The sequence below is a fragment of the Streptomyces tsukubensis genome (assembly GCF_003932715.1).
GTDB lineage: Bacteria > Actinomycetota > Actinomycetes > Streptomycetales > Streptomycetaceae > Streptomyces > Streptomyces tsukubensis.
In genome coordinates this window covers 5,553,639-5,575,958 of the sequence record NZ_CP020700.1, presented here as the reverse complement: position 1 = coordinate 5,575,958, position 22,320 = coordinate 5,553,639, and the positions used below count along the sequence as shown (strand labels likewise).

The 22,320-nt window shown below is 73.4% G+C and carries 15 protein-coding genes; 11 read left to right on the top strand and 4 right to left on the bottom strand.

The window, feature by feature from the left end; genetic code table 11:
- Positions 1-192: 192 nt before the first annotated feature.
- Both B7R87_RS23145 and B7R87_RS23140 read right to left on the bottom strand, forming a co-directional pair.
- Positions 193-789, bottom strand: coding sequence for a hypothetical protein (locus B7R87_RS23145; RefSeq protein ID WP_006346630.1), 597 nt, complete (start codon positions 787-789; stop codon positions 193-195).
- Positions 786-1,796, bottom strand: a complete 1,011-nt coding sequence (locus tag B7R87_RS23140; protein ID WP_153227288.1) for a hypothetical protein — start codon at positions 1,794-1,796, stop codon at positions 786-788. The genes B7R87_RS23145 and B7R87_RS23140 overlap by 4 nt, the downstream gene beginning before the upstream one ends.
- A 477-nt stretch (positions 1,797-2,273) precedes the next feature.
- Between B7R87_RS23140 and B7R87_RS23135 the strand changes: the two genes are divergently transcribed.
- Positions 2,274-5,669 carry a S8 family peptidase gene (locus B7R87_RS23135; RefSeq protein ID WP_040914241.1) on the top strand — a complete coding sequence of 1,132 codons (3,396 nt, stop codon included), beginning with the start codon at positions 2,274-2,276 and terminating at the stop codon, positions 5,667-5,669.
- A 361-nt stretch (positions 5,670-6,030) separates the two neighbouring features.
- Positions 6,031-9,312 carry a S8 family peptidase gene (locus B7R87_RS23130; RefSeq protein WP_006346633.1) on the top strand — a complete coding sequence of 1,094 codons (3,282 nt, stop codon included), beginning with the start codon at positions 6,031-6,033 and terminating at the stop codon, positions 9,310-9,312.
- Positions 9,313-9,540: 228 nt separating this feature from the next.
- Here the strand turns inward: B7R87_RS23130 and ku are convergent, their stop codons facing one another.
- Entirely contained in the window at positions 9,541-10,611 is a 1,071-nt protein-coding gene (gene ku, locus B7R87_RS23125; protein ID WP_006346634.1) for a non-homologous end joining protein Ku, read from the bottom strand.
- 40 nt (positions 10,612-10,651) lie between these two features.
- Here ku and ligD point away from each other — a divergent pair, with 40 nt between their 5' ends.
- Both ligD and B7R87_RS23115 read left to right on the top strand, forming a co-directional pair.
- Positions 10,652-11,527, top strand: coding sequence for a non-homologous end-joining DNA ligase (ligD, locus tag B7R87_RS23120; RefSeq protein WP_006346635.1), 876 nt, complete (start codon positions 10,652-10,654; stop codon positions 11,525-11,527).
- A 65-nt stretch (positions 11,528-11,592) separates the two neighbouring features.
- Positions 11,593-12,510 (top strand): ATP-dependent DNA ligase, encoded by a 918-nt coding sequence (locus B7R87_RS23115; protein WP_269847464.1) that lies wholly within the window; start codon positions 11,593-11,595, stop codon positions 12,508-12,510.
- Between the two features lie 7 nt (positions 12,511-12,517).
- Here the strand turns inward: B7R87_RS23115 and B7R87_RS23110 are convergent, their stop codons facing one another.
- A complete protein-coding gene (locus tag B7R87_RS23110) occupies positions 12,518-13,372 on the bottom strand; it encodes a nuclease-related domain-containing protein (protein ID WP_130584825.1) in 855 nt (284 codons plus the stop codon).
- Between the two features lie 228 nt (positions 13,373-13,600).
- On the opposite strand from B7R87_RS23110, the gene B7R87_RS33180 reads away from it, so the two are divergent.
- From B7R87_RS33180 to B7R87_RS23075, 7 genes are all read left to right on the top strand, one after another.
- Entirely contained in the window at positions 13,601-16,015 is a 2,415-nt protein-coding gene (locus B7R87_RS33180; protein WP_187144534.1) for a PBS lyase, read from the top strand.
- Entirely contained in the window at positions 16,012-16,380 is a 369-nt protein-coding gene (locus B7R87_RS23100; RefSeq protein ID WP_006346640.1) for a zinc-ribbon domain-containing protein, read from the top strand. The genes B7R87_RS33180 and B7R87_RS23100 overlap by 4 nt, the downstream gene beginning before the upstream one ends.
- 104 nt (positions 16,381-16,484) lie before the next feature.
- The gene (locus B7R87_RS23095; protein ID WP_130584826.1) at positions 16,485-17,294 is read left to right on the top strand and encodes a hypothetical protein; all 810 of its coding nucleotides are present in this window, start codon (positions 16,485-16,487) and stop codon (positions 17,292-17,294) included.
- Between the two features lie 266 nt (positions 17,295-17,560).
- Positions 17,561-18,727 carry a sensor histidine kinase gene (locus B7R87_RS23090; protein WP_006346642.1) on the top strand — a complete coding sequence of 389 codons (1,167 nt, stop codon included), beginning with the start codon at positions 17,561-17,563 and terminating at the stop codon, positions 18,725-18,727.
- Between the two features lie 97 nt (positions 18,728-18,824).
- Positions 18,825-20,276: an FtsW/RodA/SpoVE family cell cycle protein gene (locus tag B7R87_RS23085; RefSeq protein ID WP_006346643.1), complete on the top strand. Its 1,452-nt coding sequence runs from the start codon at positions 18,825-18,827 to the stop codon at positions 20,274-20,276.
- Positions 20,273-21,730 (top strand): penicillin-binding transpeptidase domain-containing protein, encoded by a 1,458-nt coding sequence (locus B7R87_RS23080; RefSeq protein ID WP_006346644.1) that lies wholly within the window; start codon positions 20,273-20,275, stop codon positions 21,728-21,730. The genes B7R87_RS23085 and B7R87_RS23080 overlap by 4 nt, the downstream gene beginning before the upstream one ends.
- A gap of 62 nt (positions 21,731-21,792) precedes the next feature.
- Complete coding sequence (locus B7R87_RS23075) at positions 21,793-22,269, top strand: DUF3291 domain-containing protein (RefSeq protein WP_006346645.1); 477 nt, start codon at positions 21,793-21,795, stop codon at positions 22,267-22,269.
- The last annotated feature ends 51 nt before the right edge of the window (positions 22,270-22,320 follow it).

Here is a 22,320-nt window from a genome sequence, read left to right as displayed (position 1 = left end):
TCCTTTGTGATGCCGGACGGGGTGCGAATGCCGGGCGTCGCGTGCCCGGACCTGCGCCTTTTGGCCGGTGGCGGAGGGCCGGTGACAGACGGTCGGCGAGAGACGGTCGGCGGGAGACGGTCGGCGGGTGGCCCGGCGCCGGGACCGAGCGGGGGCTCGCCCGGTCCGCCCGCTCCTCGCGCCTGACGGGTGTCAGGTCCCGGGAGGGGGCTGAGGTCCGTCCGGCGCGGGTTCGCCCGCCGGGGGCTCCGGATCGGTCGCGGGCCGGTCCTCCGGTGGCGCCGGGTTCAGGGCCACGATCAGCACATGGGCGCAGCGGTCCGCATCCGGCGCGGACAGGCGGCAGTCGCGGGCGTGTTCGCGGGCCCACCGGAGCAGGTCGTCGACGGGCAGCGCCGTGACGTCCGGTGCCGCGTCCGTGAGGGCCGCGCGGCGTTCGTCCGCTCCCTCGCGCCGCCTCCGGCGCCGCGCCCTGCGCCGGGACAGCGCCCCGCCGCCCCTGCGGACCGCGTCCACGGCGACATCGGCGAGGAACTGGGCGACGAAGGCGACCAGCACCGGCAGCAGTACGGCCGTGTCGACCCCGGCGGTGAGGACGCCCCCTCCCCCGCGTTCCACGCGCTGCGGCGGATAGGGGTCATCGGCGTAGGTGCGGCGGGCCTCGTCGAGCCGGGGCAGTTCGGCCGGGGCGAGGGCCGCGACGACGTCCCGCAGGACATCGGCTCCGGTACGGATCCCGGAACCGGCGGGGGTGTCGGCACCGGCGCGGGCGCCCGAGGGGTCCGTCATCGGTGCTCACCCCGCCGGGCCGGTCCGCCCGTACGGCCGCGGGCGCCCGCCCGGATCCGTACCAGCGCCGCCCCCGCTCCCGCCGTCCCCGCCGCTCCCAGGGCGAGGAGCAGCGTCGGCGCCCCGGTCGCGGCCAGTTCTTCGCGGGCCGTGTCACCGCCCGTCTGGGGCAGGGCGCCACCGCCGGGCGCCGCAGGTGCAGTAGTCGACGGATCGCCGCTCGGCGCGGGGTCGCTCGGGTCGCTCGGGTCGCTCGGGTCGCCTGACGGGATCACCGGCAGCGTCTGCGAGGGCGTCGGCTTCGGGCCCCCGCTGCCGGTGGACGTCGGAGTGGGGGTGGGCGTCGGGCGGGCCGCGGTGACGTCGTACGACGCCTTGCCGTCCATCAACAGCACCGGTTCCGTGCCCGGGAAGAACTGGATCAGCCCCTGGCCCACGAACTGGAGCTTCTCGCCGACCGGCACGGCCTGGTCGAGGGTGAGCCGCAGCCGTACCTTGGCGACCCCCTTCGCGGGGATCGAACCGACCGACGGCAGTCCGCCGTCGACGGTGAGGAAGCCGCTGAGGGCCGTCGCACCCTGGGTGAGTTCGACCGTCCGCCAGGTCGAGGCCCCGGAGTCGTACCACTCGGCCTTCACCTGCTGCGGGGTCAGCGCGGCTGCCGGGGGCGCGAGCCGGAGGCCCACCGCCACGATGAAGCTGTCGGTGATCGGGGTGGAGAGGGTGTTGTGGAACTCCACTTCGACGGTCAGGGGTTCGGTGAGGTGGATCGCGCCCGAGTCGGGGACGACCTTGGCGAACGGGACGGCGGGGTCGGCGTCCGCCGCCGCGGCCGGTACGGAACCGGTGGCCGCCGCCTTGCCTGAGGGGGCGGAGGGGCCGCCGGGGCCATCCGCGTGGGCCGGGGCGGCGGCAAGCATCCCCGCCAGCGCCGCGGCGGGCACCGCGCCCCTGAGAACACGGAGCCGACGGCCCCGGGAATTGCCGGATTTCATGGTGTGACGCACTGCAGAACTCCCCCTTCGGACGCACTCCCCGCACGCCCGTTGAAAACAGTGTGTCAGGGAGTGTGACACGGAATTCGGACGGCGGAGCCCTTGGTGCAGCGTCCCTTCACGATGCATCGAATCAACCGCGTCACCCCTGTTCAGCGTGGTGTACGGGAGATTTACGGCAGCGTACGGGCAGGGCGAGCGGGCGGTCGGCAATACCGTCCCGCATTCCCTTTCGCGGTGGTGGAGTTCGGCACTGTCGCGGCGATCTTCGACCCCTTCCGTAAAGGAGTATTCGACGCCGGTGTGCGTCACGGAAATGCGTGGGGGCCCCTCTGGTTATCACCGGCCCCAGCCGTTGAGTTCGTTCCGTCGGCGCCGCAATACTCCAGGGGTTCCGAGGGAGCGCGACTGCCCCACCGGCAGCCCTCGGACGCCGATGAGCCGGCTCGTCCTGTCCCCGACTGCCAATCCCTCTCCCTTGGAGGAGACTTGCGGCAACGACGACATCATCAGCAACACCACCGGGTACGGACCTCCGCATCGGCGGCGGCCGTCCTGGCCCTCGCCATGGTCGCGGGCGCATCGGCCACGGCCGGGGCCGACGACCGCCCGGGCCGGTCCGAGACCCAGAAGAAAGCCCGGGCGGGCGCTCCCAAGACCCCCGCCCCGGCGACCGGGACCCGGCAGACCGTCACCCTGATCACCGGTGACCGGGTCACCGTCGACGAGAACGGCCGGGTCGCCCGGGTGCAGCCCGCCGAGGGCCGGGAGAAGACGACCTTCCGGACCCGTACCTTCGACGGCCGGACCTTTGTGATCCCGCGCGACGCCGAACCGCTGATCGCCGCCGGAAAGGTCGACCGAACCCTCTTCGACCTCACCGAACTGACCCGGCCCGAGGCCCGCAAGGCGTACGGGAAGAGCGCCCGAGCCCTCGTGACCTACGAGGGCCGGCAGGCGGCCGCCGCCAAGGCGGGGGTACGGGCGGCGGACCGGGCCGCGGTCCAGCGGGCCCTCCCGGCAGTGAACGCGGAGGCCGTGTCCACGGATCCGGAGCGCGGCTCCGCCCTGTGGGACGCCCTCACCGGTCGTACGGGCAAGGCCAAGGGGGCGGCCAAGGGCGCGGCCGTCGCGCCGGGCGTCGAGAAGATCTGGCTGGACGCGATCGTCACACCGAGCCTGGACCGGTCGACAGCGCAGATCGGCGCCCCGGCGGCCTGGGCGCGGTCGTACGACGGCGCAGGTGTGAAGATCGCCGTGCTCGACACCGGTATGGACGACACCCATCCCGATCTGGCGGGCAAGATCGCCGCGGCCCGGAACTTCACCGATTCCCCGGACACCCGGGACGGGTATAACCACGGGACGCATGTGGCGTCCATCGCCGCCGGTACGGGTGCCGCTTCGAACGGGAAGTACAAGGGCGTCGCCCCGGGAGCGACGCTGCTCAACGGCAAGGTGCTCGACGAGTGGGGCGGCACGACGTCGGGCATCATCGCGGGCATCGACTGGGCCGTCGCCCAGGGCGCGGACATCGTCAATATGAGCCTTGGCAGGGAAAACGGGCCCGAGATCGACCCGGTGGAGGAGGCGGTCAACCGGTACTCAGCGGAGAAGGGCGTGCTCTTCGCCGTCGCGGCCGGAAACCTGAGCCCCGGCCATGACGGCATCGCCACACCCGCCAGCGCCGAAGCCGCCCTGACCATCGGCGCCGTCGACCACGGCGACAAGCTCGCCGACTTGTCCGCCCGGGGACCGGAGCGGTACGAGGGGCTGCTCAAGCCCGATGTCACCGCTCCGGGGGTGAACGTGACGGCCGCCGTACCAACCGCGAACGGCCAGGCCGGTTATGCCGCCAAGAGCGGCACCTCGATGGCCGCTCCGCATGCCGCGGGAGCCGCCGCACTGCTCAAGCAGAAGAACCCCACCTGGAACGGCGCCGCGCTGAAGGCCGCGCTGATGGGCTCGGCCGAGCCCGGCCCGTACACCCGGGACGAGCAGGGCACCGGCCGGATCGCCGTCGACCGGGCACTCGACCTGCCCCTGTTCGCCGAGACCACGGCGGTGTACTTCGGCAAGCAGGTATGGCCGCACCACGACAACACCCCGCTCACCAAGAAGGTCACCTACCGCAATACCGGCACGGTCCCGGTCACCCTCGACCTGGAACTCACCGGCGCGACCAGCCCTTCGGGCAAGCCCGTGCCGGCCGGGTTCTTCGCCTTGGGCTCCCGGCAGCTCACCGTCCCCGCGGGCGGTACCGCCTCCGTGAATCTCACCACGGACACCCGGATCGAGGGCGGTGGTGAGGGCCGTTACACGGCTGTCGTCACCGCGACCGGTGGCGGGCGGACCTTCCGCACCCATGTGACCGTCGAGCGTGAGATCGAGTCGTACGACGTCACGCTGAAGGCCGTCGCCCGTGACGGCAGCCCGGACACCCGGGCCACGGCGAACCTCTTCGGATACTCGGGCCTCGGAAAGGGTCTGTACCAGCGGCCCGACCTCAGTACGGGCAGCGTCACGCTCCGGCTGCCAAAGGGCGACTACTTCCTGGACGGGAGCAGTACGGGCAGCGACACGCGCCGCGCCCAGGACCTGATGTGGCAGCCCCGTGTGGTGGTCGACAGGCCCCTCGTACTAACGCTCGACTCGCGGGCCACCAAGCCGGTGAAAATCGACGTCCCGGACGCCACGGCCGTCCCGGTGCTCGCCGGTCTGGGCATCAGCCTGGACGCCCCCGGCTACGCCTCCGACCACGGGGTCCTGCAGGAGAGCTTCGAGGGACTGCGCACCGCACAGATCGGCGGCGGCACCCCCGAGCATCCACTGTCACAGGTCTTGCGCGGCGAGTGGCGGACAGCCGGGAGCAGCATCCACACCATCAGCGGCGGTTTGGTGGACCGGTTGTCGACCGGCTACACCAAGCAGTTCACCGAGGGTGAGCTGGCGGCCGTCACGGTCCGCTCCGAGGCATCGGCGGCCGGGAAGACCCATACGCTGACCGTCGGCGGCCAACTGCCCGGTACCGGTGTCCGTCCGGGCCTGGAACTGCCCGCGCTGCCCAGCCCCGGTGAACGCACCGTCCGGGTGTCGGCGCCCGACAGCGCAGCCTGGAGCTTCAAGCACGTCCAGTACGGCTCACCGACCGCCCCGCGTGGGGAGGTCGAGCACCAGCTCGCCGTACCACGGCGGTTCACCCCCGGAAAGCCCCACACCGTAACGCTCAACACCGGAGCCCAGGCGCCGACGCTGGCCCCGGGGTACGGCGTGCTGCGCGAAAGGAACTCTATTCAGGGCCGGATCCCCCTCGTCGGGGACGGCGAGGGCAATCCGGGACTCCCGCGCACCGGAACCGCCGACACCACACTCCACAAGGACGGAGTGCTCGTCGGCCGCACCGACGATCCGCTGACGGGCAGGCACTGGATGGAGGTCCCGGCCGAGCCCGGCATCTACACCCTGGCCACGAAGTACGAGCGGCCGACGTCCGTCGCCACCGCCGCCACCCGGGTCGAGGGCAAGTGGACCTTCCCGTCCGCCCACTCCACGGAGCGGACCTGGCTGCCGGTGTCGGTCGTACGGTTCGCCGCCGAGGCCGGACCGGACGCCACCGCCCCCGCGGGCCGTACCCAGACCTTCCCCCTCCTCGTCCAGGGCGCGGCGGCAGGGAAGAACGGGAAGTCCGGGAAGAACCTGAAATCGCTCACGGCCGAGGTGTCGTACGACGAGGGCCTCACCTGGCGGCCGCTGGCGGTCAAGGGCGGGAAGGTGACCGTCACCAACCCGGCCAAGGGGAAGGGGATCTCGTTCCGCGGCGAGGTCGTCGACCGGCAGGGCAACAAGGGGTCCGTGACCGTCATCAACGCCTATCTGGGCGGCTGAGCCGGGTCCGGCCCACGGGCCGGCTCCGATCATGATCACGTGACTCGGGGCGGAGCCGCCGCCAACCGCGGCGGCTCCGTCCCGCCGGTCTCCCGGACCGGCCGCGCGGAGCCTTCACTTCCGCCCCGGACGTCGCACCGACTCGTTACCGACCCGCTGTTGAGCAGCCCGGAAGCGTCCATGCATACTTCCGACACCGGGGGGTGAACGCGTATACGAACGTCCCCCCGCACGGGCCGGTGTCTTCGCCCGCCCGCATCGCTCCTCAGCAGGGGGAATCTTGCGCAGCCCAACGAACAAACCGAAGAAGGCGTACGCGGCGACCGTTGCCGCCGCGGCCGCCGTAGCGCTGACGGCGGGCATGACCAGCCCGGCGTCGGCCGGGAACGGAGACCGGGGCACCTCCACCACGGCGGCGGGGGCCGCCGATGCCAAGGGCAGGGCCCCGCACACCATCACGCTGATCACCGGCGACCGGGTCCTGGTGGACAACCGGGGACGGATCGTCAGCATCCAGCGCGCGAAGGGCCGTGAGGGCATACCCGTCTTCACCCGGACCCACCAGGGCCGCACCTATGTCATCCCGCGCGACGCGCGGGAGCTGATCGCGAAGGGCACGCTCGACCGGCGGCTGTTCGACATCACCGAACTCGCGAAGCCGGAGAGCCGCAAGGCCCACCGCGCCGGGCTGAAGGTGATCGTCGGCTACCGGGGGGCCACCGCGGGCAAGGCGCGGGCGGAAGTCCGCTCGGCCGAGGGCACCACGGTCCGCCGGACCCTGGCGACGCTCGGCGCCGATGCCGTCACCAGCGCCACGGGCACCGCGGGCGAACTGTGGGACGCCCTCACCCGCCCCGACGGCGAGGGCTCGGCCACCGCGACGTCCGGTATCGGGCAGGTCTGGCTGGACGGTGTGCGGAAGGCGTCGCTGGACCGCAGCACCGCGCAGATCGGGGCCCCGGCCGCCTGGGCGCGGTCCCTCGACGGCACCGGTGTGAAGATCGCCGTCCTCGACACCGGGATCGACTCCACCCATCCGGACCTGGCGGGCCGGGTCGTGGCCGAGAAGAACTTCTCCGCTTCGACGACCGCCGCCGACCGCGACGGCCACGGCACCCATGTGGCGTCCACCGCCGCCGGTACGGGGAAGAAGGACGCCCGCTTCAAGGGCGTGGCCCCCGGGGCCGAGCTGATCAACGCCAAGGTGCTCGACGACGGCGGCAGCGGTGACGACTCCGGCATCGTCGCGGGTATCGACTGGGCCGTCGCCCAGGGCGCCAGTGTGCTCAATCTGAGCCTCGGCGGCTCGGACACCCCGCAGATCGACGCGCTGGAAGCGCAGATCAACAAGCTCTCCGCGGAGAAGGGCGTGCTCTTCGCCGTCGCGGCCGGGAACTTCGGCCCCGACCCGAAGTCGATCGACTCGCCCGGCAGCGCCGAGGCGGCGCTGACCGTCGGCGCCGTCGACGACGACGACAAGCTCGCCGGCTTCTCGGCGGTCGGCCCGCGCAACTGGGACGGAGGCATCAAGCCCGATGTCACCGCGCCCGGTGTGGCCACCACGGCGGCGGCGCTGGCGAACGCGCCGGGCCAGAACCCGGCCGGCTACATCTCCATGGACGGCACGTCCATGGCGACCCCGCACGCCGCGGGCGCGGCCGCGCTCCTCAAGCAGAAGAACCCCGGCTGGACGAGCGCGCAGCTCAAGTCCGCGCTGATGGCTTCGGCCAAGGGCGGCACCTACTCGGTGTTCCAGCAGGGCGCGGGCCGTATCGCGGTCGACAAGGCGCTCGACCAGACCGTCGTCGCCGAGCAGCCGAGCCTGAATCTGGGCACCCAGCAGTGGCCGCACAACGACGACACCCCGGTCACCCGGCAGCTCACCTACCGCAACTCCGGCGACGCCGACGTGGTCCTCGACCTGTCGCTGGCCAACCCCACGGGCGCCGACGGACGGCCCGCCCCGGCCGGTTTCTTCACCCTCGGGGCCCGGCAGATCACCGTGCCCAAGGGCGGCACCGCCTCGGTGGGCCTGACGGCCGACACCACGCTCGGCGGTACGGTCAACGGCTCGTACTCGGCCACCGTCGTCGCCTCCGGCGGCGGTCTGACCGTGCGCACCCCGGCCGCGGTGGACCGCGAGATCGAGTCGTACAGCGTCACCTTCCAGGGCATCGGGCGCGACGGTGCGTCCAGCGGTGCCTGGCAGGCCGAGCTGCAGAGTCTGGGCGGCGAGACGGAGGGGCACTCGGTCTCCCCCGATCTGTCCTCGGGCAGCGCCGTGCTCCGGATCCCGCGCGGCACGTACGCCATGTCGGCCGACGCCTACGTCGACCCGGCGGACCCGGGCAAGGGCGCCGACCTGATCGACAACCCGAAGCTGACCGTCGACCGTGACATCACGGTCGTCCTGGACGGCCGGACCACCAAGCCGGTCTCCGTCAAGGTCCCCGACAGCCAGGCCAAGCAGACGGCTGCCGGGATGACGTACAGCCTGGAACTGCCCGACGGTTCGCTGATCTCCCGGGGCTACGGCTTCGAGAGCTTCGACAACATCCGCACCGCCTACCAGGGGCCGCGCTACACCGACGGCTCCCTGTCGCAGTCGTGGTACGCGAAGTGGGAGCGGGGCACCTCGGAGTTCAACACCCTCTCCGGCAGCCCGGTCCAGCAGCTGGGCAACGGCTACAGCAAGGTCTACGCGTCCAAGGACCTGGCCCTGGTGAAGGTGGGCCTCGGCGCGTCCGTACCGGGCAAGCAGGGCGCCGTCCTCGCCTACGGCGAACTGCCGGACTACTCGTCGAACGACTCCGGCGTCTTCTCCGTGCAGCCCGCGGCGAGCGTGCGCCATGTGTGGCTGTCCACCGGCGACGGCGTCCTCTGGGACATCATGGGCGGCCAGTACAAGGGGCTGGACCCCGAGGGCTTCCCGGTGTTCGAGGCCCTCTACGGCTCCGGGAACGTGCGCCGGTACGCCGCGGGAGCGACGTACACCCAGAACTTCAACGTCGGGGTGCACGGTCCGCTGGTGAACTCGTGGAGCGGGCTGGAGCGCGACGCCAACTACCTCTACCCGTCGGTCATGCTCCTCTCCGACGGCGCGGGGCATGCGGTGGGCCAGACCGAGTACACCACCGCGATCACCAGTCTCCACCGCAACGGCACGCTGCTCGGTGTGCAGAAGCTGCCCGCGGACGAGACGCTGTGGCGGGTGCCGTCGGCTTCGGCCACGTACACCCTGGCGACCACGGTCAACCGCAGCCCGTCGGTGACCCGTACCGCCACCCGGGTCGACGCTTCGTGGACCTTCACCTCGGTCCGCGGCAAGAGCGCGGTGAAGCTGCCGGTCTCCACGGTCCGCTTCACGCCCGCGCTGGCGCTGGACTCCACCGCTCCGGCCGGACGTGCGCTGTCCGTGCCCGTGGTGGTGCAGGGCGGTGCGGCCGGAAGCAATCTGAAGGCGCTGACGGTCCAGGTGTCGTACGACAACGCCAAGACGTGGAAGAGCGTCGTCGTGAAGAGCGGCAAGGCGACGGTGACCAGCCCCGCGAAGGGGAAGGCGCTGACGCTGCGGGCGTTCGTCACAGACAAGAAGAACAACAAGGCGTCCGTCACGGTGCACAACGCCTGGTTCGGCAAGTGAGTACGTGTTCCACATGAGCACGTGACGCGAGGTCACGGCTGACCTGACAGCGGAACAGCAGCAGGCGGCGGCCCGCTCGGAACCACGGTTCCGGGCGGGCCGTCCGTCGTCCGTGACTTTCACGTTCTCAAGGCTTTCAAGAACGTCACCCGTCAGGGGTGTTGACAAGACCGTCCCGGAAGAATCGGCCCGGCCCGCGCAGGTCCGGTTCCTTCGGTACGGCTCCGCTCAGGCCGACGCCCGCTTCTTCGGTGCCGCCTTGGCCGCCTTCTTCGCCGTCCCGGCCGTCCGGGCCATGGACTTCACGCTCTTCGCCGCCGGCTTCGCCGACTGCGCGCCCTTCCCGGCCGCGGTGGACTTCTTCGCCCCGCCCCTGGCACTGCCCTTGGCCGCCGACTTCGCCGCCGCTTTCCCGGCCGACCCCTTTCCGGCCACCGGCCTCTTCGCCGCCGCCGTCTTCTTCGCGGCCGTACGCTTCCGGCCCGCGATCGGGGTCACCTCGGCGGCCTCCGTCCCCTTCTCCCGGGCCTCCTTCGCCGCCCGCACACTGCTCTCCAGCGCCGCCATCAGGTCGATGACCTGCCCACCGGTCTCCGCGGGCGCGGCCTCCGGCAGCGCCCGTCCGCCCTCCGACTTCGCCGCGATCATCCGCTCGACCGCCTCCCGGTAGTCGTCGTGCAGCGAGTCCATCGAGACCGTCCCCAGCGTGTCCATCAGCGCGTCCGCCAGGTCGAGTTCGGCGGCCCGCACGGTCACCTCGGTCTGCGGCGCCACCCCCTCCGGCTGCCGGATCTCGTCCGGCCAGAGCAGCCCGTGCATGGCGATCACATCGTCCACGACCCGCAGCATCCCGAGCCGTTCGCGGCCCCGCAGGGCGAATTTGGCCAGGGCGACCTTCTGGCTCCGCTTCAGGGCCTCCCGCAGCAGGGTGTACGGCTTGGCCGCGGGCACGCCGTTCGCCGACAGGTAGTACGCCGCGTCCATCTGGAGGGGGTCGATCGACGAGGCCGGGACGAAGGCGACGATCTCGATGGTCTTGGCCGTCGGCAGGGGCAGCGCGGCCAGGTCCTCGTCGGTGATCGGGATGATCGAACCGTCCGCCTCCTCGTACCCCTTGCCGATCTCGGCGGCGGGGACCTCCTCGTCGTCCAGCTCGCACACCTTGCGGTAGCGGATCCGGCCGCCGTCGGCGGTGTGGATCTGCCGGAAGGAGACCGAATGGTTCTCGGTGGCGTTCACCAGCTTGATCGGGATGCTGACCAGCCCGAAGGAGATCGCACCATTCCAAATGGATCGCACTTTGATCCCTTTCGCCCAATAAACATGTGATTCTCATCGTATGACGCCGATCACGGAGGTGGCCGGGCGACGGATCACGCTCAGCAACCTCGACAAGGTCATCCACCCGGCCACCGGCACCACCAAGGGCGAGCTGCTGCACTACTACGCCGTCACGGCGGAGGCGATGCTGCCGCATCTGCGGGACCGGCCCGTGTCCTTCCTGCGCTATCCGGACGGACCGGCGGGCCAGCGCTTCTTCACCAAGAATCCGCCGCCCGGTACTCCGTCGTGGGTACGGACGGCAGCCGTGCCGCACTCCGACGACCCCGGGGCCCGGCAGGTCGTCGTCGACGATCTGGCGTCGCTGGTCTGGGCCGCGAACCTGGTTGTGGAGTTCCACACCCCCCAGTGGCGGGCCGGGGCGCCCGGGATCGCAGACCGGCTGGTGTTCGACCTCGACCCCGGGGCCCCGGCGACCGTCGTGGAGTGCTGCGAGGTCGCCCTCTGGCTGCGCGAGCGGCTGGCGGCGGACGGACTCACGGCCGGGGTCAAGACCTCCGGGTCCAAGGGGCTGCATCTGCTCGTCCCCCTGGCCCCGACCCCGTCCGCCCAGGTGTCCGCCTATGCGAAACGGCTGGCCACGGAGGGTGAGGAGGCGCTGCCCCGGCTGGTGGTGCACCGGATGACCCGCGCCCTGCGGCCCGGCAAGGTCTTCGTCGACCACAGCCAGAACGCCGCCGCGAAGACCACGGCCGCCCCGTATACGCTGCGCGCCCGCCCCGAGCCGGCCGTTTCGGCGCCGGTGACCTGGGAGGAGGTCGCCGAGCGGCGGGAGCTGGCCTTCGGCTTCGCGGAGATCGGCCCCCGGCTCGAACGGTACGGGGACCTGCTGGCCCCGCTCCTCGACCCGGCCTCCGCCCGGCCCCTGCCGTGAACGCGCCGCACCGTCTGCTGCCGCCCGCGCTCCGGCCACCGCTGCGGCCCGCACTTGCGGTGTCCGTGAGCAGCCTGCCGCGCGGTGCCGATCTGGCGTACGAGCCCAAGTTCGACGGCCATCGGATGCTGGTCTTCCGCGACTCCGGCCCCGGGGGCGCCCCGGAGGTACAGCTCCAGGCCCGCTCCGGCCGGATCGTCACCGCCGCCTTCCCCGATCTGGCGGCGGCGGCCCGGCGGCTGCCGCCGGGGACCGTACTCGACGGCGAGGTCGTCGTCTGGCGGGACGGCCGTACCGACTTCGCCGCCGTGCAGAAGCGGGCCATGGCCACCGCGCAGCACGCGCCGGAGCTGGCGCGGTCGCTTCCGGCTTCGTACGCCGCCTTCGATCTGATCGCGGAGGCGGGCACGGATCTGCGGGCCCGGGCCTACCGGTACCGCAGGGAGCGGCTGGTGGCCCTGCTCGAACCCCTGGGGCCGCCGCTCCAGGCGGTGCCGATGACGCTCGATGCGGAGGAGGCCGCCGCCTGGTACGAGGCGCTTCCGGCGATCGGTGTCGAGGGGCTGGTGGCCAAGCAGCTCGGCCGGACCTACCGGAGCGGCGCCCGGACCTGGCAGAAGCTGCGGCACACCACGCTGCGGGACGCGGCCGTGACCGGTCATACCGGCCCGGCGACCGGTCCGCGCGCCCTGGTGGTCGTCCTCCGGGGCGGCGACGGCACCCCGGTCGTCTCGGCCCCGCTGAGCCCGGCCCTGAGGGCACAGGCGGCGGCCGCGCTGCCGCCGGGCACGGCCGGTCCGGAGGGGCGGGCGACGGCCGCGGGCCTGGGCGAGATCGGCTACCGGCCGCTGGAGCCGGGGCTGGTGGCGGAGGTGGAGGTCCGCACCACCCGCCATGCGACGGTGACGGTGGTCCGGCTGAGGCTTCCCCAGGACACGGACCCGGATACCAACGGAAACGCGGGCGCGGACGGGGAGGGGTAGTGGCGGGTCAGGTCCTCGTCCAGGTGCGGCGGTCGCGCGCCGTCGCGTACACCGTCTCGACGTCCGCCGGTTTGAGTACGCCGCCGAGCGCGGCCAGCGCCGGTACGTCCGCGGCCGACAGGATCCGTACGTCCGCCGGGCCCGGCGGCACGGCCGTCCGCCCGGCCGGGCCCACCAGCACCAGCAGCGGGTGCACCGCCGTCGCCAGGGCGTAGGAGGCGCGTTCGGCGCGGCGGCGGGCGAGTCTCAGCGGCGGCACCGCGGTGTCCCGTCCGGTGCCCGGCGGGCGCAGCAGGGCGGCCCCGGTCCGGACCGGCAGCCGCCGCGCGGGCACGGTGTGCACGGCGAACACCCCGCCGGGGCCCACGGCCAGATGGGGGATCCTGTCGTCTCCGGGCAGCGGTAAGGAGTGGAGCAGCCGCCAGCCCGCGCCCTCCCAGCCGTCGAGCGCGGCACCCACCGTCTGTTCGGCGGTCAGCAGGGTGCGGTCCGCCCGGTGCGGATCGTGCAGCGCGCGGGCCGCCCTCCCCCGGGCCGGGAGGTGGTCGAGCCGGGCGTGCAGGGCCTCGCCGGGCCGGTTGGGGGCGAGATCGTCGTCGGGGTGCAGCGCCAGCCGGGCGAGCCGGGCGGAGGTCGGCACGGGCGGCGGCCCCACGGTGACCTCACCCGTCACAAACGGCGCGAGTGCGGCGAGCACTTCGGCGCGGAGTGGTTCGTGTGCGATACGGATCCGGCCACCCTCACCGGCCCCGCCGGGGCCCGGTACGCCGTCCTCCGGGTCGTACCAGCCGACGATCCGGCCGTCCCGGGCCCGGACGAACAGGCGGTCGCCTGCCGGTGTGACGCGCAGTAACCCCGCCATGCCCTCACCTCCGGCCCCCGGCCACCCGGCGTGGCGCTCCGGCCCATGGGACCAGTCCCCGGCCCTCGGGGGCAATAACCTCGCCATGTGCGTTCGTTGCCGACTCCATGTCGGCTCGGTGGTGCACACTTCCACCGAACGAATGGTTCGAACGGGGTGGTGAACGCACCCCTTGCGGGCGTATGCCTGTGGTGCTCCGTGAGGACGGGGCCCGGGGAGGAGGCACACGTGTTCGGGGGGATCGACGAGGTCGAGTGGGCCGGACTGGAGCACGCCTACGGATCCGCCGGAGATGTGCCGGGGCTGCTGCGGGGGCTCGCTTCGGCCGATCCGGCGGTACGGGAGTCCGCGCTGGACGCGATGTACGGGGCGGTCCACCACCAGGGCGACGTCTACGATTCGACGCTCGCCTGCATACCGTTCCTGCTGGAACTGGTGGTGGATCCGGCGGTGCCGGACCGCGGCGGCATCATCGAGCTGCTGACCAGCATCGGCGGTATCGAACTCGACGGGGACGACGAGCTGGACCCGGAGTGCGAGGAGTTCGAGTCCGCGGCGAACTACGCCATGGCGGCCTCGGCGGTGACGGCGGGGGCCGATGCGTTCCTGTCGCTGGTGGGCTGCGAGGACCGCGGGGTACGGCTGACGGTGCCGCTGGCCCTGGCCGCGTTCCACGGCGAACCGGCCCTGGTGCTGGCGCTGCTGCGGGAGCGGCTGAAGGTGGAGTCCGACCCGGAGGTCCGGCTGGCGTACGTGGAGGCCGGGGGGCGGATCGCGCTGCGGCACGACGGGCTGGCGCCGGAGGTCGTCGAGTGGCTGACCGCGCTGACCCGCAGTCCGCACGACGGGAAGCCGTCGGTGTACGACCCGGACGCGTACGCGGTGGGACTGCCGCCCGAACCGCCGGTCCGCACCCGGCCGCATCCGAACGGCGTGACCGACGTGACCGGTCCGAACGGGCCGGGAAGTCAGGGGGGTACGAGCGGTCCCGGCGGCGCGCAGCGCGCGGACCGGCAGACGCGGGCGAAGGGTCGGGACCGGACCGGCCGGACCGGCCGGGAAGCGGACGGCACCCGGCCCGGGGCACCGGCCCCCGGCCGGCCGTACGATCCCGGTCTGCGGCTCTCCGCCATCGCCCAGCTCGCCCGCTGCGCCCCGCACACCCTGCCCGCCGACGTGGTGCCGGACGTCACCGGACTCCTCCGCGAGCTGCGGACGGGCCGCGGGCCCGAGCGCTTCCACCGGGCCCCGGCCGGGCCGCCGCCGCGGCCCGTACCGCCACCGGGTCCGGGGGCGCTGCTGGGCAGACTGCTCGACCAGCGGGAGGCGGAGCGTGCCGCCCGGACGGCACCGTGGACGGGCGATCTGCTGCGCACCCTCCACGACGGTCTCGGAGACCGGGTCGACGACCGGATCGCGCTCCTCGCCGACCAGTTGTGCAGTCCCGACTGGGGTCAGCGGATCGACGCGGTCCGGATGAGTGCCCGGCTGATGCGCACCTGGCGCGGGGAGTACGGGGAACTGGTCGGCCTGATCGGTGAGCAGCTCCACGACGGCGAGCCCGGGCTCGCGGACGCCGCCGTCACCGCGCTGGAGGATCTGCACGGGCTGGCGCGGCCCGCGGCCGACGCCCTGGCGGACCATGTGATCGCGGGCGGTCCGGGCCGGTGGGTGCGGCGGTGGGCGGAGGAGCCGGATGCGCTGGGCCGGGCGCTGGTGGCCCTGTCCCGTACCGGCGACGCCCGGGCGGTACCGGTGCTGGCGCGGCTGCTGGAGCGGGATCCGCTGCCCCGGGACCTGGGTTTCGCGGTGGGCCATCTGGGCGCGGCGGCCGCGCCGCTGGTCCCGGCGCTGCGCGAACGGCTCGGCGCGCTCCCCCTCGACGACCGGCTGTACGACACCGCCGGTTCGCTGCTGTGGGCGGTGAAGGCGCTGCGGGCGTCCGAGGCGCTGCCCGAGGTGCTGCGGCTGCTGCGCGGGGCGCCCGAGTACCGCCGGGAGTGGGTGGCCGAGCTGGTGCTGCGGGCCCTGGCGGCCTTCGGTCCCGCGGCCGCCGAGGCGGTGCCCGGGCTGCGGGCCCTGCTGCGGGACGGCGCCCGCCGGAACGGGTCGTCGCCGGCCTTCGGGGCGAAGGCCGCGGCGGCGCTGTGGGCGGTCGAGGGCGATGCGGACGCGGTGCTGCCGGTGCTCTGCGCGGCGCTGGCCGGGACGGACCAGGGGGCCCGGCGGGTGGCGGCGGAGACGGTCGGGGCGATGGGCCCGGCGGGGGCCGGGGCCGCGCCCGTCCTCGCCCCGCTCCTGACGGCGGCCGACCCGTGGACCCGGGTGGACGCGGCGCATGCGCTGTGGAGCGTGACGGGCGGCCCGGGGCTGTCGTGGCCGGTGCTGCGGGCGGCGTGGGACTCGCTGCCGAGCACCCGGATCCCGACCGCCGAGCGGCTGACCGGCGGGGCGGACACCAGCAACGGCGGGGGCGCGTTTCCGGCCGGGGCCCGGGGCGCGGCGGGGCTGCTCCGCTCCGAGCTGGTGCACGTGCGCCGTCACAACGCGATAGACGGGGGGTACGGGAGTCATGACATCGTGAGGGACGAGAGGCTGCTGGCCCTGTGCCGGCAGGCGCTGAACGGGAGGACCAGTTCATGATCATCTTTGGTACCAAGGGATATCTGTACCAGCTCGCGATAGTGACGCTGGTCTGCGGCCGCTGCGGCAACCCCGCCGCGCACACCCTGCGCAAGCGCGTCACGAAGTTCACGCTGTTCTTCGTGCCGCTGTTCCCGGTCTCGACGAAGTACGGCACGCAGTGCACCTTCTGCGGGGCGGAATCGCAGCTCTCCGGGGAGCAGGCCGAGCAGCTGCAGGTCCAGGCCGCGACGGCGCCCGCGCCGGGGCACGGTCCGCAGCAGGCCAACCCGTTCGCCCAGGGCAACCCGTTCCAGCAGGGACAGCCCGGCCAGCCCGGCCAGCAGGGCCAGCCCGGGGCCCCGGGCAATCCGTACCAGCGCTGACCGTACCGGGGCCGGAGCGGACCCGGACATCTCATATGGTTGACGGGAAACCATGCACACCTTGACGGGAAGCCATCGCCCGTCCCCGCCCGGCGAGGAGACCCTTGCGCCCGCGCGCCCGTCGTCCGCTGACCGTCCCGGCCCTGCTGGCCGGGGCGGTGGCCGTCCTGGCGGGGCTGCTGTCGGGCTGCGGCACGGCGGGCGATCTGCGCAGCGCCGGGCCGACGCCGACGGCCACCGGGCCGGTACGGCTCTGGCCCGATCTGCCGCCGGTGACCGCGCCCCCGTACGACTACGGCGAGATCGACACGGTGGCGATACCGGGCGTCCAGGTGCCGTCGGGCGGGGTCCGGGCGCTGGACCCGGTCGCCGTGGTCCGGGCCGAGGCCCGCACCTACCCCATGTCCTACTACCACCCGAAGGGCCCGCCCGAGCCGCTGACCGACCGGCTGGCGGCATGCGCCTCTCGGGGCGGGAAGGGTGCCGCGGGCACGGCGCGGAAGCCGGGCGAGTGCCCGGTCCTCACCCCGTACTACCGCGATCTGACCGGTGACCGCCGGGAGGAGCTGATCGTCGGGGTGCGGCTGGGCAGGCAGCTGACCGAGGTCCGGGTCTTCACGCCCGGCGCGCAGAAGGACCCCCGGGTGCTGACCCGGATCATGGCCACGTCCGACCAGCTCGTGAGCGTGGAGCTGGCGGGCCGGGACATCATCCTGCGGTCCGTATCGGCCGGTATTCCGGGGTACGAGTACCGGACGGCCTGGTCCTGGGACGAGCAGCACCAGGCGATGCTGCCGACGCGCGACGAGATCGTGCGGGTGAAGCCGCGCTCGGACAAACCGGCACCGGCCGCGGGCACCGGCACCGGAGCGGGTCTCGGCGGGGGCGGCGGCACGGGAGCGGGTCGGCCGTGAAGCTCCCGATCGGACGCCTCCGGTCCCGTGTACCGGCACCGTCGTCCCCCGTTCCACCCACGTCCCCGGCCGGGGACGGCGGGCCCTCCCCCGTACCGCCTCCCGCCCCCACCGGGGACGGCCGCCCCGGGCCGGACACCGCCGAACGCCCGGCCCCGCTGCCGCGCCGCCCGAAGAACCGCACCGCCCGCGGACTCCGCCGCTGGGCCCGCCGCCCCCGCTGGACCGCGACCCTCACCTGGAAGGCCGCCCTCTTCATCACGGTCATGTGCTGCACCCTCGCCACCCTGCTCGGGGTGCTGGTGCACGTCGGGGTGACCCGGCAGACCGTGGACGCCTCCCGCGAGAAGGCGCTGGGCAGACTGGAGGAGGTCACCGAGGCGTACGAGGCGGGGCATCCGCTGCCCAAGTTCGGCGGCGTCGACCCGGCCGGGCTGCCGGACCGGCTGCGCGAGCTGGCGCTGCGCGGTGAACGCGGCACGATGGTCGGCAGCTACCGGGAGCGCCCCACGATGTGGGCGGCGGGCCCCGCGGACGGCCGGGCGATCGCCGTCCGCATCGACTACACGCAGAGCGCCCGGACGATCTCGGCCCTGGACCGGGCCATCCTCGGCTCCGCCGGACTGGCGATCGGTGTGACGCTGCTGGTGGGCGCGTTCGCGGTGACCCGGGTCACCCGGCGGCTCCATCTGACCGCGCAGGTCGCCCGGCGGATCAGCGCCGGTGATCTCGACGCCCGGGTCGGCGACCCGCGGGCCGAGGACCCCTCCCGCCCCCAGGACGAGGTCGCCACGGTCTCCGGGGCGCTGGACACCATGGCCTCGTCGCTCCAGCACAAACTCCTCAGCGAGCAGCGGTTCACCGCGGACGTGGCGCACGAGCTGCGCACCCCGCTGACCGGACTGACCGCGGCGGCCGAACTGCTCCCGGAGGGACGCCCGGCGGAGCTGGTGCGCGACCGGGTGCGGGCGATGCGGGCGCTCACCGAGGACCTGCTGGAGATCTCCCGGCTGGACGCCGGCCGGGAGACGGTCGACCTGGCCGTGTACGAGCTGGGCGAACTGACCGCGCGGGTGGCCAGGGCGGCCGGACCCGGCACGGAGGTACGGGTGGTGCGCGACGCCACCGTGGAGACGGACCGGCGGCGGCTGGAACGGGTGCTGGGCAATCTGGTGGCCAACGCGCACCGGCACGGGGCGCCGCCCGTGGTGCTGACCGTGGACGGCCCGGCGGTGACGGTCTCGGACGGCGGTCCGGGCTATCCGGGCTATCTCCTCGCCCACGGCCCGGAGCGGTTCCGTACCGAGGGCACCACCAAGGGCCACGGACTCGGTCTGACGATCGCGGTGGGCCAGGCGTCGGTGCTGGGTGCGACGCTGACGTTCCGCAACTCCCCGGAGGGCGGCGCCCTGGCCCGCCTCACGCTGCCGTAACGGACCGCCGTGCGGCGGGGCGCCGTGACGGGCGTCCACCCCACGCCGCGGACCCGCATAACGGACATAACACTTCGCGCTTGCTACGTTGCCCCGCATGACCGCAAGCGCAGGCCCCGGCACCGATACCGGTACGGACACGGGCACGGGCACGGGACCGGTGCCCCGGGCGGCCGCCTGGCGTCGGCGCGGTGTCGAACTGCTGCTGCTCGCCGGTGCGGTACTGATCCCGGTGTACGGATACGCCGCCGTGGGCCTCGCCCGCGGCGGAGCCGTACCGCCCGATGTCCTCGGATACGGCGCCGGGCTCGGCACCCTCGCCCTGCTGGCGTATCTCGCGGTCCGGCTGCGCGCCCCCGGCGCCGACCCCCTGGTCCTGCCGATCGCGGTCCTCCTCAACGGCCTCGGCCTGGTGCTGATCTACCGCCTCGACCTGGAGACCGCCGACGGTGCCGCGGCCCCCGCCCAGCTGGTCTGGTCGACGCTGGGCGTGGGGCTGTTCATCGTGGTGGTGGCGCTGCTCCCGGACCACCGGCTGCTCGCCCGCTATGCGTACGTCTCGGTGGTCGCCGCCCTGGTGCTGATGGTCGCGCCCGTCCTCTTCCCGCCGGTGAACGGCGCCCGGATCTGGGTCCGGGTGGGCGACCTCTCCTTCCAGCCGGGGGAGTTCGCGAAGATCCTGCTGGCGGTCTTCTTCGCCGCCTATCTGGCCGCCAACCGCCGCACCCTGGCGTTCCGGGGCCGCGGACTGCGGCGGTTCCGGCTGCCGCCCGCGCGGGTGCTGAGCCCTGTGGTCACCGTCTGGCTGATCAGTGTGGGCGTCCTCGTCCTGGAGCGGGACCTCGGCTCGTCCCTGCTGTTCTTCGGGCTGTTCGTGCTGATGCTGTACGTGGCCACCGGCCGCACCGGGTGGATCCTGGCCGGTCTGGCGCTGGCCGCGGCGGGCGCGTACGCGGTGGGCACGGTCGAACCCCATGTGCACGGCCGGGTCGACGACTGGCTGGACCCCTTCGCCTCGGTACGGGCGGGGCGGGGACCCGACCAGCTCGCCCAGTCGCTGTTCTCCTTCGGCGCGGGCGGCCTCCTCGGCACCGGGCTCGGCCTCGGGCACTCCACCCTGATCGGCTTCGCCACCAAGTCCGACTTCATCCTGGCGACGGCGGGCGAGGAGCTGGGACTGGCCGGGCTGACCGGGATCGTGCTGCTGTACGCCCTGCTGGTGTCCCGCGGTTTCCGGGCCGGGCTGGGCCTGCGCGACGACTTCGGCCGACTCCTCGCGGTCGGCCTGGCGTCCATCGTCGCGCTCCAGGTCTTCGTCATCACCGGCGGTGTGACCGGTCTGATCCCGCTGACCGGTATGGCGATGCCGTTCCTCGCCCAGGGCGGTTCGTCGACGGTCGCCAACTGGATCATCGTGGCGCTGCTGATCAGACTGAGCGACGCGGCCCGGGAACCGCTGCCCGGCGGACCGGACGGCGATCCGGCACCGGAGGAGCAGTCCCCGCTGCTCGCCGGAAACCTCGACGGACCGCGGAAAGCCTTCCGATGACCCGGACCATCCGGCGCGCGGCCGCGCTCTGTCTCGTCCTCCTGGCGTCGCTGCTGGTCAACGCCGCCCGGGTGCAGATCGTCGAATCCCCCGCCCTGGACGGCAACCCGGCGAACCGGCGCGGCCCGATCGCCCGGTACGCGGAGCCCCGCGGCGAGATCCTCGCCGGGGGGCGGACGGTCACCGGATCCCGCGACACCCGCGAGCAGCTCCGCTACGAGCGCACGTACACCCACGGGCCGATGTACGCCCCGGTGACCGGCTACGCGTCCCAGACGTACGGCACCTCCCTGGTCGAACACGCCGAGGACGCTGCGCTGTCGGGCACGGAACCGCTGCTCTCCGTCTTCCCGCTCTGGAACGACCTGAGCCGGTCCCGCCGCGCCGGCGGCCGGGTGCACACCACGATCGAACCGGCGGCGCAGGAGGCGGCGTTCCGGGGCCTGGCGGGCCGGCGCGGCGCGGTCGCGGCACTCGAACCGTCGACCGGCCGGGTGCTGGCGCTGGTCAGCAGCCCTTCGTACAATCCGGGGGTGCTGTCGGGCACCGGCCCGGCGACCCGCAGGGCCTGGGCCGAGCTGAACGGATCGGACGCCGAGCCGATGCTGAACCGCGCGATCCGGCAGACGTATCCGCCCGGCTCCGCCTTCAAGATCGTCACTGCGGCTGCGGTGCTGGACGCGGGGCTGGTACGGGATGTGGACGCGCCCACCGACACCCCCGACCCGTACGTCCTGCCGGGCACCAGGACCCGGCTCCCGGACGCCGCGGAGGGCTGCGGCGGCGCGTCGCTGGCCTATGCGATCCAGTGGTCGTGCAATTCGGTGCTGGCGGAGCTGGGGTCGGAGGCGGGGCTCCCCGCGGTGCTCGGGACGGCCGAGAACTTCGGCTTCAACGACCGGTCGCTGCGGATCCCGTCCCCGGTGGCGCCCTCCGCCTTCGACCGGCGGATGTCGGTGGACCAGCTCGCGCTCTCGTCGATCGGCCAGTTCAACACCACCGCGACCCCGCTCCAGATGGCGATGGTGTCGGCGGCGGTCGCCAACGGCGGCACGCTGAAGCGGCCCTATCTGGTGGACCGGGTCACCACCTCCGGGGGGCGTCCGGTCCGCCGCTACCACCAGCGCGTGTACCGGCGGGCGATGAACCCGGTGACCGCGCAGAAGCTGCAGCGGCTGATGGTCCGGGTGGTGGAGGACGGCACCGGCCGGAACGCGGCGATCCGCGGCGCCCGCGTCGGCGGCAAAACGGGCACGGCCCAGCACGGCCCGGACAACACCGGCACCCCGTACGCCTGGTTCATCGCCTGGGCCCAGGCGGACGACGCGGTCCAGCCGGGAGTGGCGGTCGCGGTGGTCGTGGAGGACGCGGAGGCCGTGCGCGGCCGGATCAGCGGCAACGGCAGCGCGGCGCCGATCGCCCGGGCGGTGATGGAGGCGGTGCTGCGGGACTGAGCCCGCGGTTGCGCGGAAAAGGGTGCTGCCCCCGGGGGCTCCACCCGCTTAAGGTGCGGATCATGACGTCGCACGAACTCGCCCAGGTGAACATAGCCCGCCTCAAATTCCCCCTCGACTCCCCCGAGCTGAAGTACTTCGTCGACAACCTCGCCCCGGTGAACGCGGCGGCCGAGGCGTCGGACGGATTCGTCTGGCGGTTGAAAGACGAACCCACCGACGCCAACGCCGCCGGGGACGGCGACGCCACCGGCATCCGGATCTTCGACGACGAGTGGCTGATCGTGAACATGTCCGTCTGGCAGGGTGTCGACGGGCTGAAGGACTTCATGTACCGCGGTACCCACCGCGAGCTGCTGGCCCGCCGCCACGAGTGGTTCGAGCGGGTCGCCGAGGCGATGGCGACGCTGTGGTGGGTCCCGTCGGGCCACCGCCCCACGGTCGCCGAGGCGGAGGAGCGCCTGACCCGGCTCCGCACGGAGGGCCCGACGCCGGAGGCGTTCACGCTGAGCCGACTGTTCCCGGCGCCGGGGGCCTGAGCGGCCCCTCAGAGGTACCGGTCGGCCGAATCCGGCTCGGGCGGCCGCACG

Excerpts from the sequence above, each read along its gene's own strand:
- B7R87_RS23145 (WP_006346630.1), bottom strand. The coding sequence starts at position 789 with ATGACGGACCCCTCGGGCGCCCGCGCCGGTGCCGACACCCCCGCCGGT.
- B7R87_RS23130 (WP_006346633.1), top strand. The coding sequence starts at position 6,031 with ATGACCAGCCCGGCGTCGGCCGGGAACGGAGACCGGGGCACCTCCACC.
- ligD (WP_006346635.1), top strand. The coding sequence starts at position 10,652 with ATGACGCCGATCACGGAGGTGGCCGGGCGACGGATCACGCTCAGCAAC.
- B7R87_RS23110 (WP_130584825.1), bottom strand. The coding sequence starts at position 13,372 with ATGGCGGGGTTACTGCGCGTCACACCGGCAGGCGACCGCCTGTTCGTC.
- B7R87_RS23100 (WP_006346640.1), top strand. The coding sequence starts at position 16,012 with ATGATCATCTTTGGTACCAAGGGATATCTGTACCAGCTCGCGATAGTG.
- B7R87_RS23090 (WP_006346642.1), top strand. The coding sequence starts at position 17,561 with ATGTGCTGCACCCTCGCCACCCTGCTCGGGGTGCTGGTGCACGTCGGG.
- B7R87_RS23085 (WP_006346643.1), top strand. The coding sequence starts at position 18,825 with ATGACCGCAAGCGCAGGCCCCGGCACCGATACCGGTACGGACACGGGC.
- B7R87_RS23080 (WP_006346644.1), top strand. The coding sequence starts at position 20,273 with ATGACCCGGACCATCCGGCGCGCGGCCGCGCTCTGTCTCGTCCTCCTG.
- B7R87_RS23075 (WP_006346645.1), top strand. The coding sequence starts at position 21,793 with ATGACGTCGCACGAACTCGCCCAGGTGAACATAGCCCGCCTCAAATTC.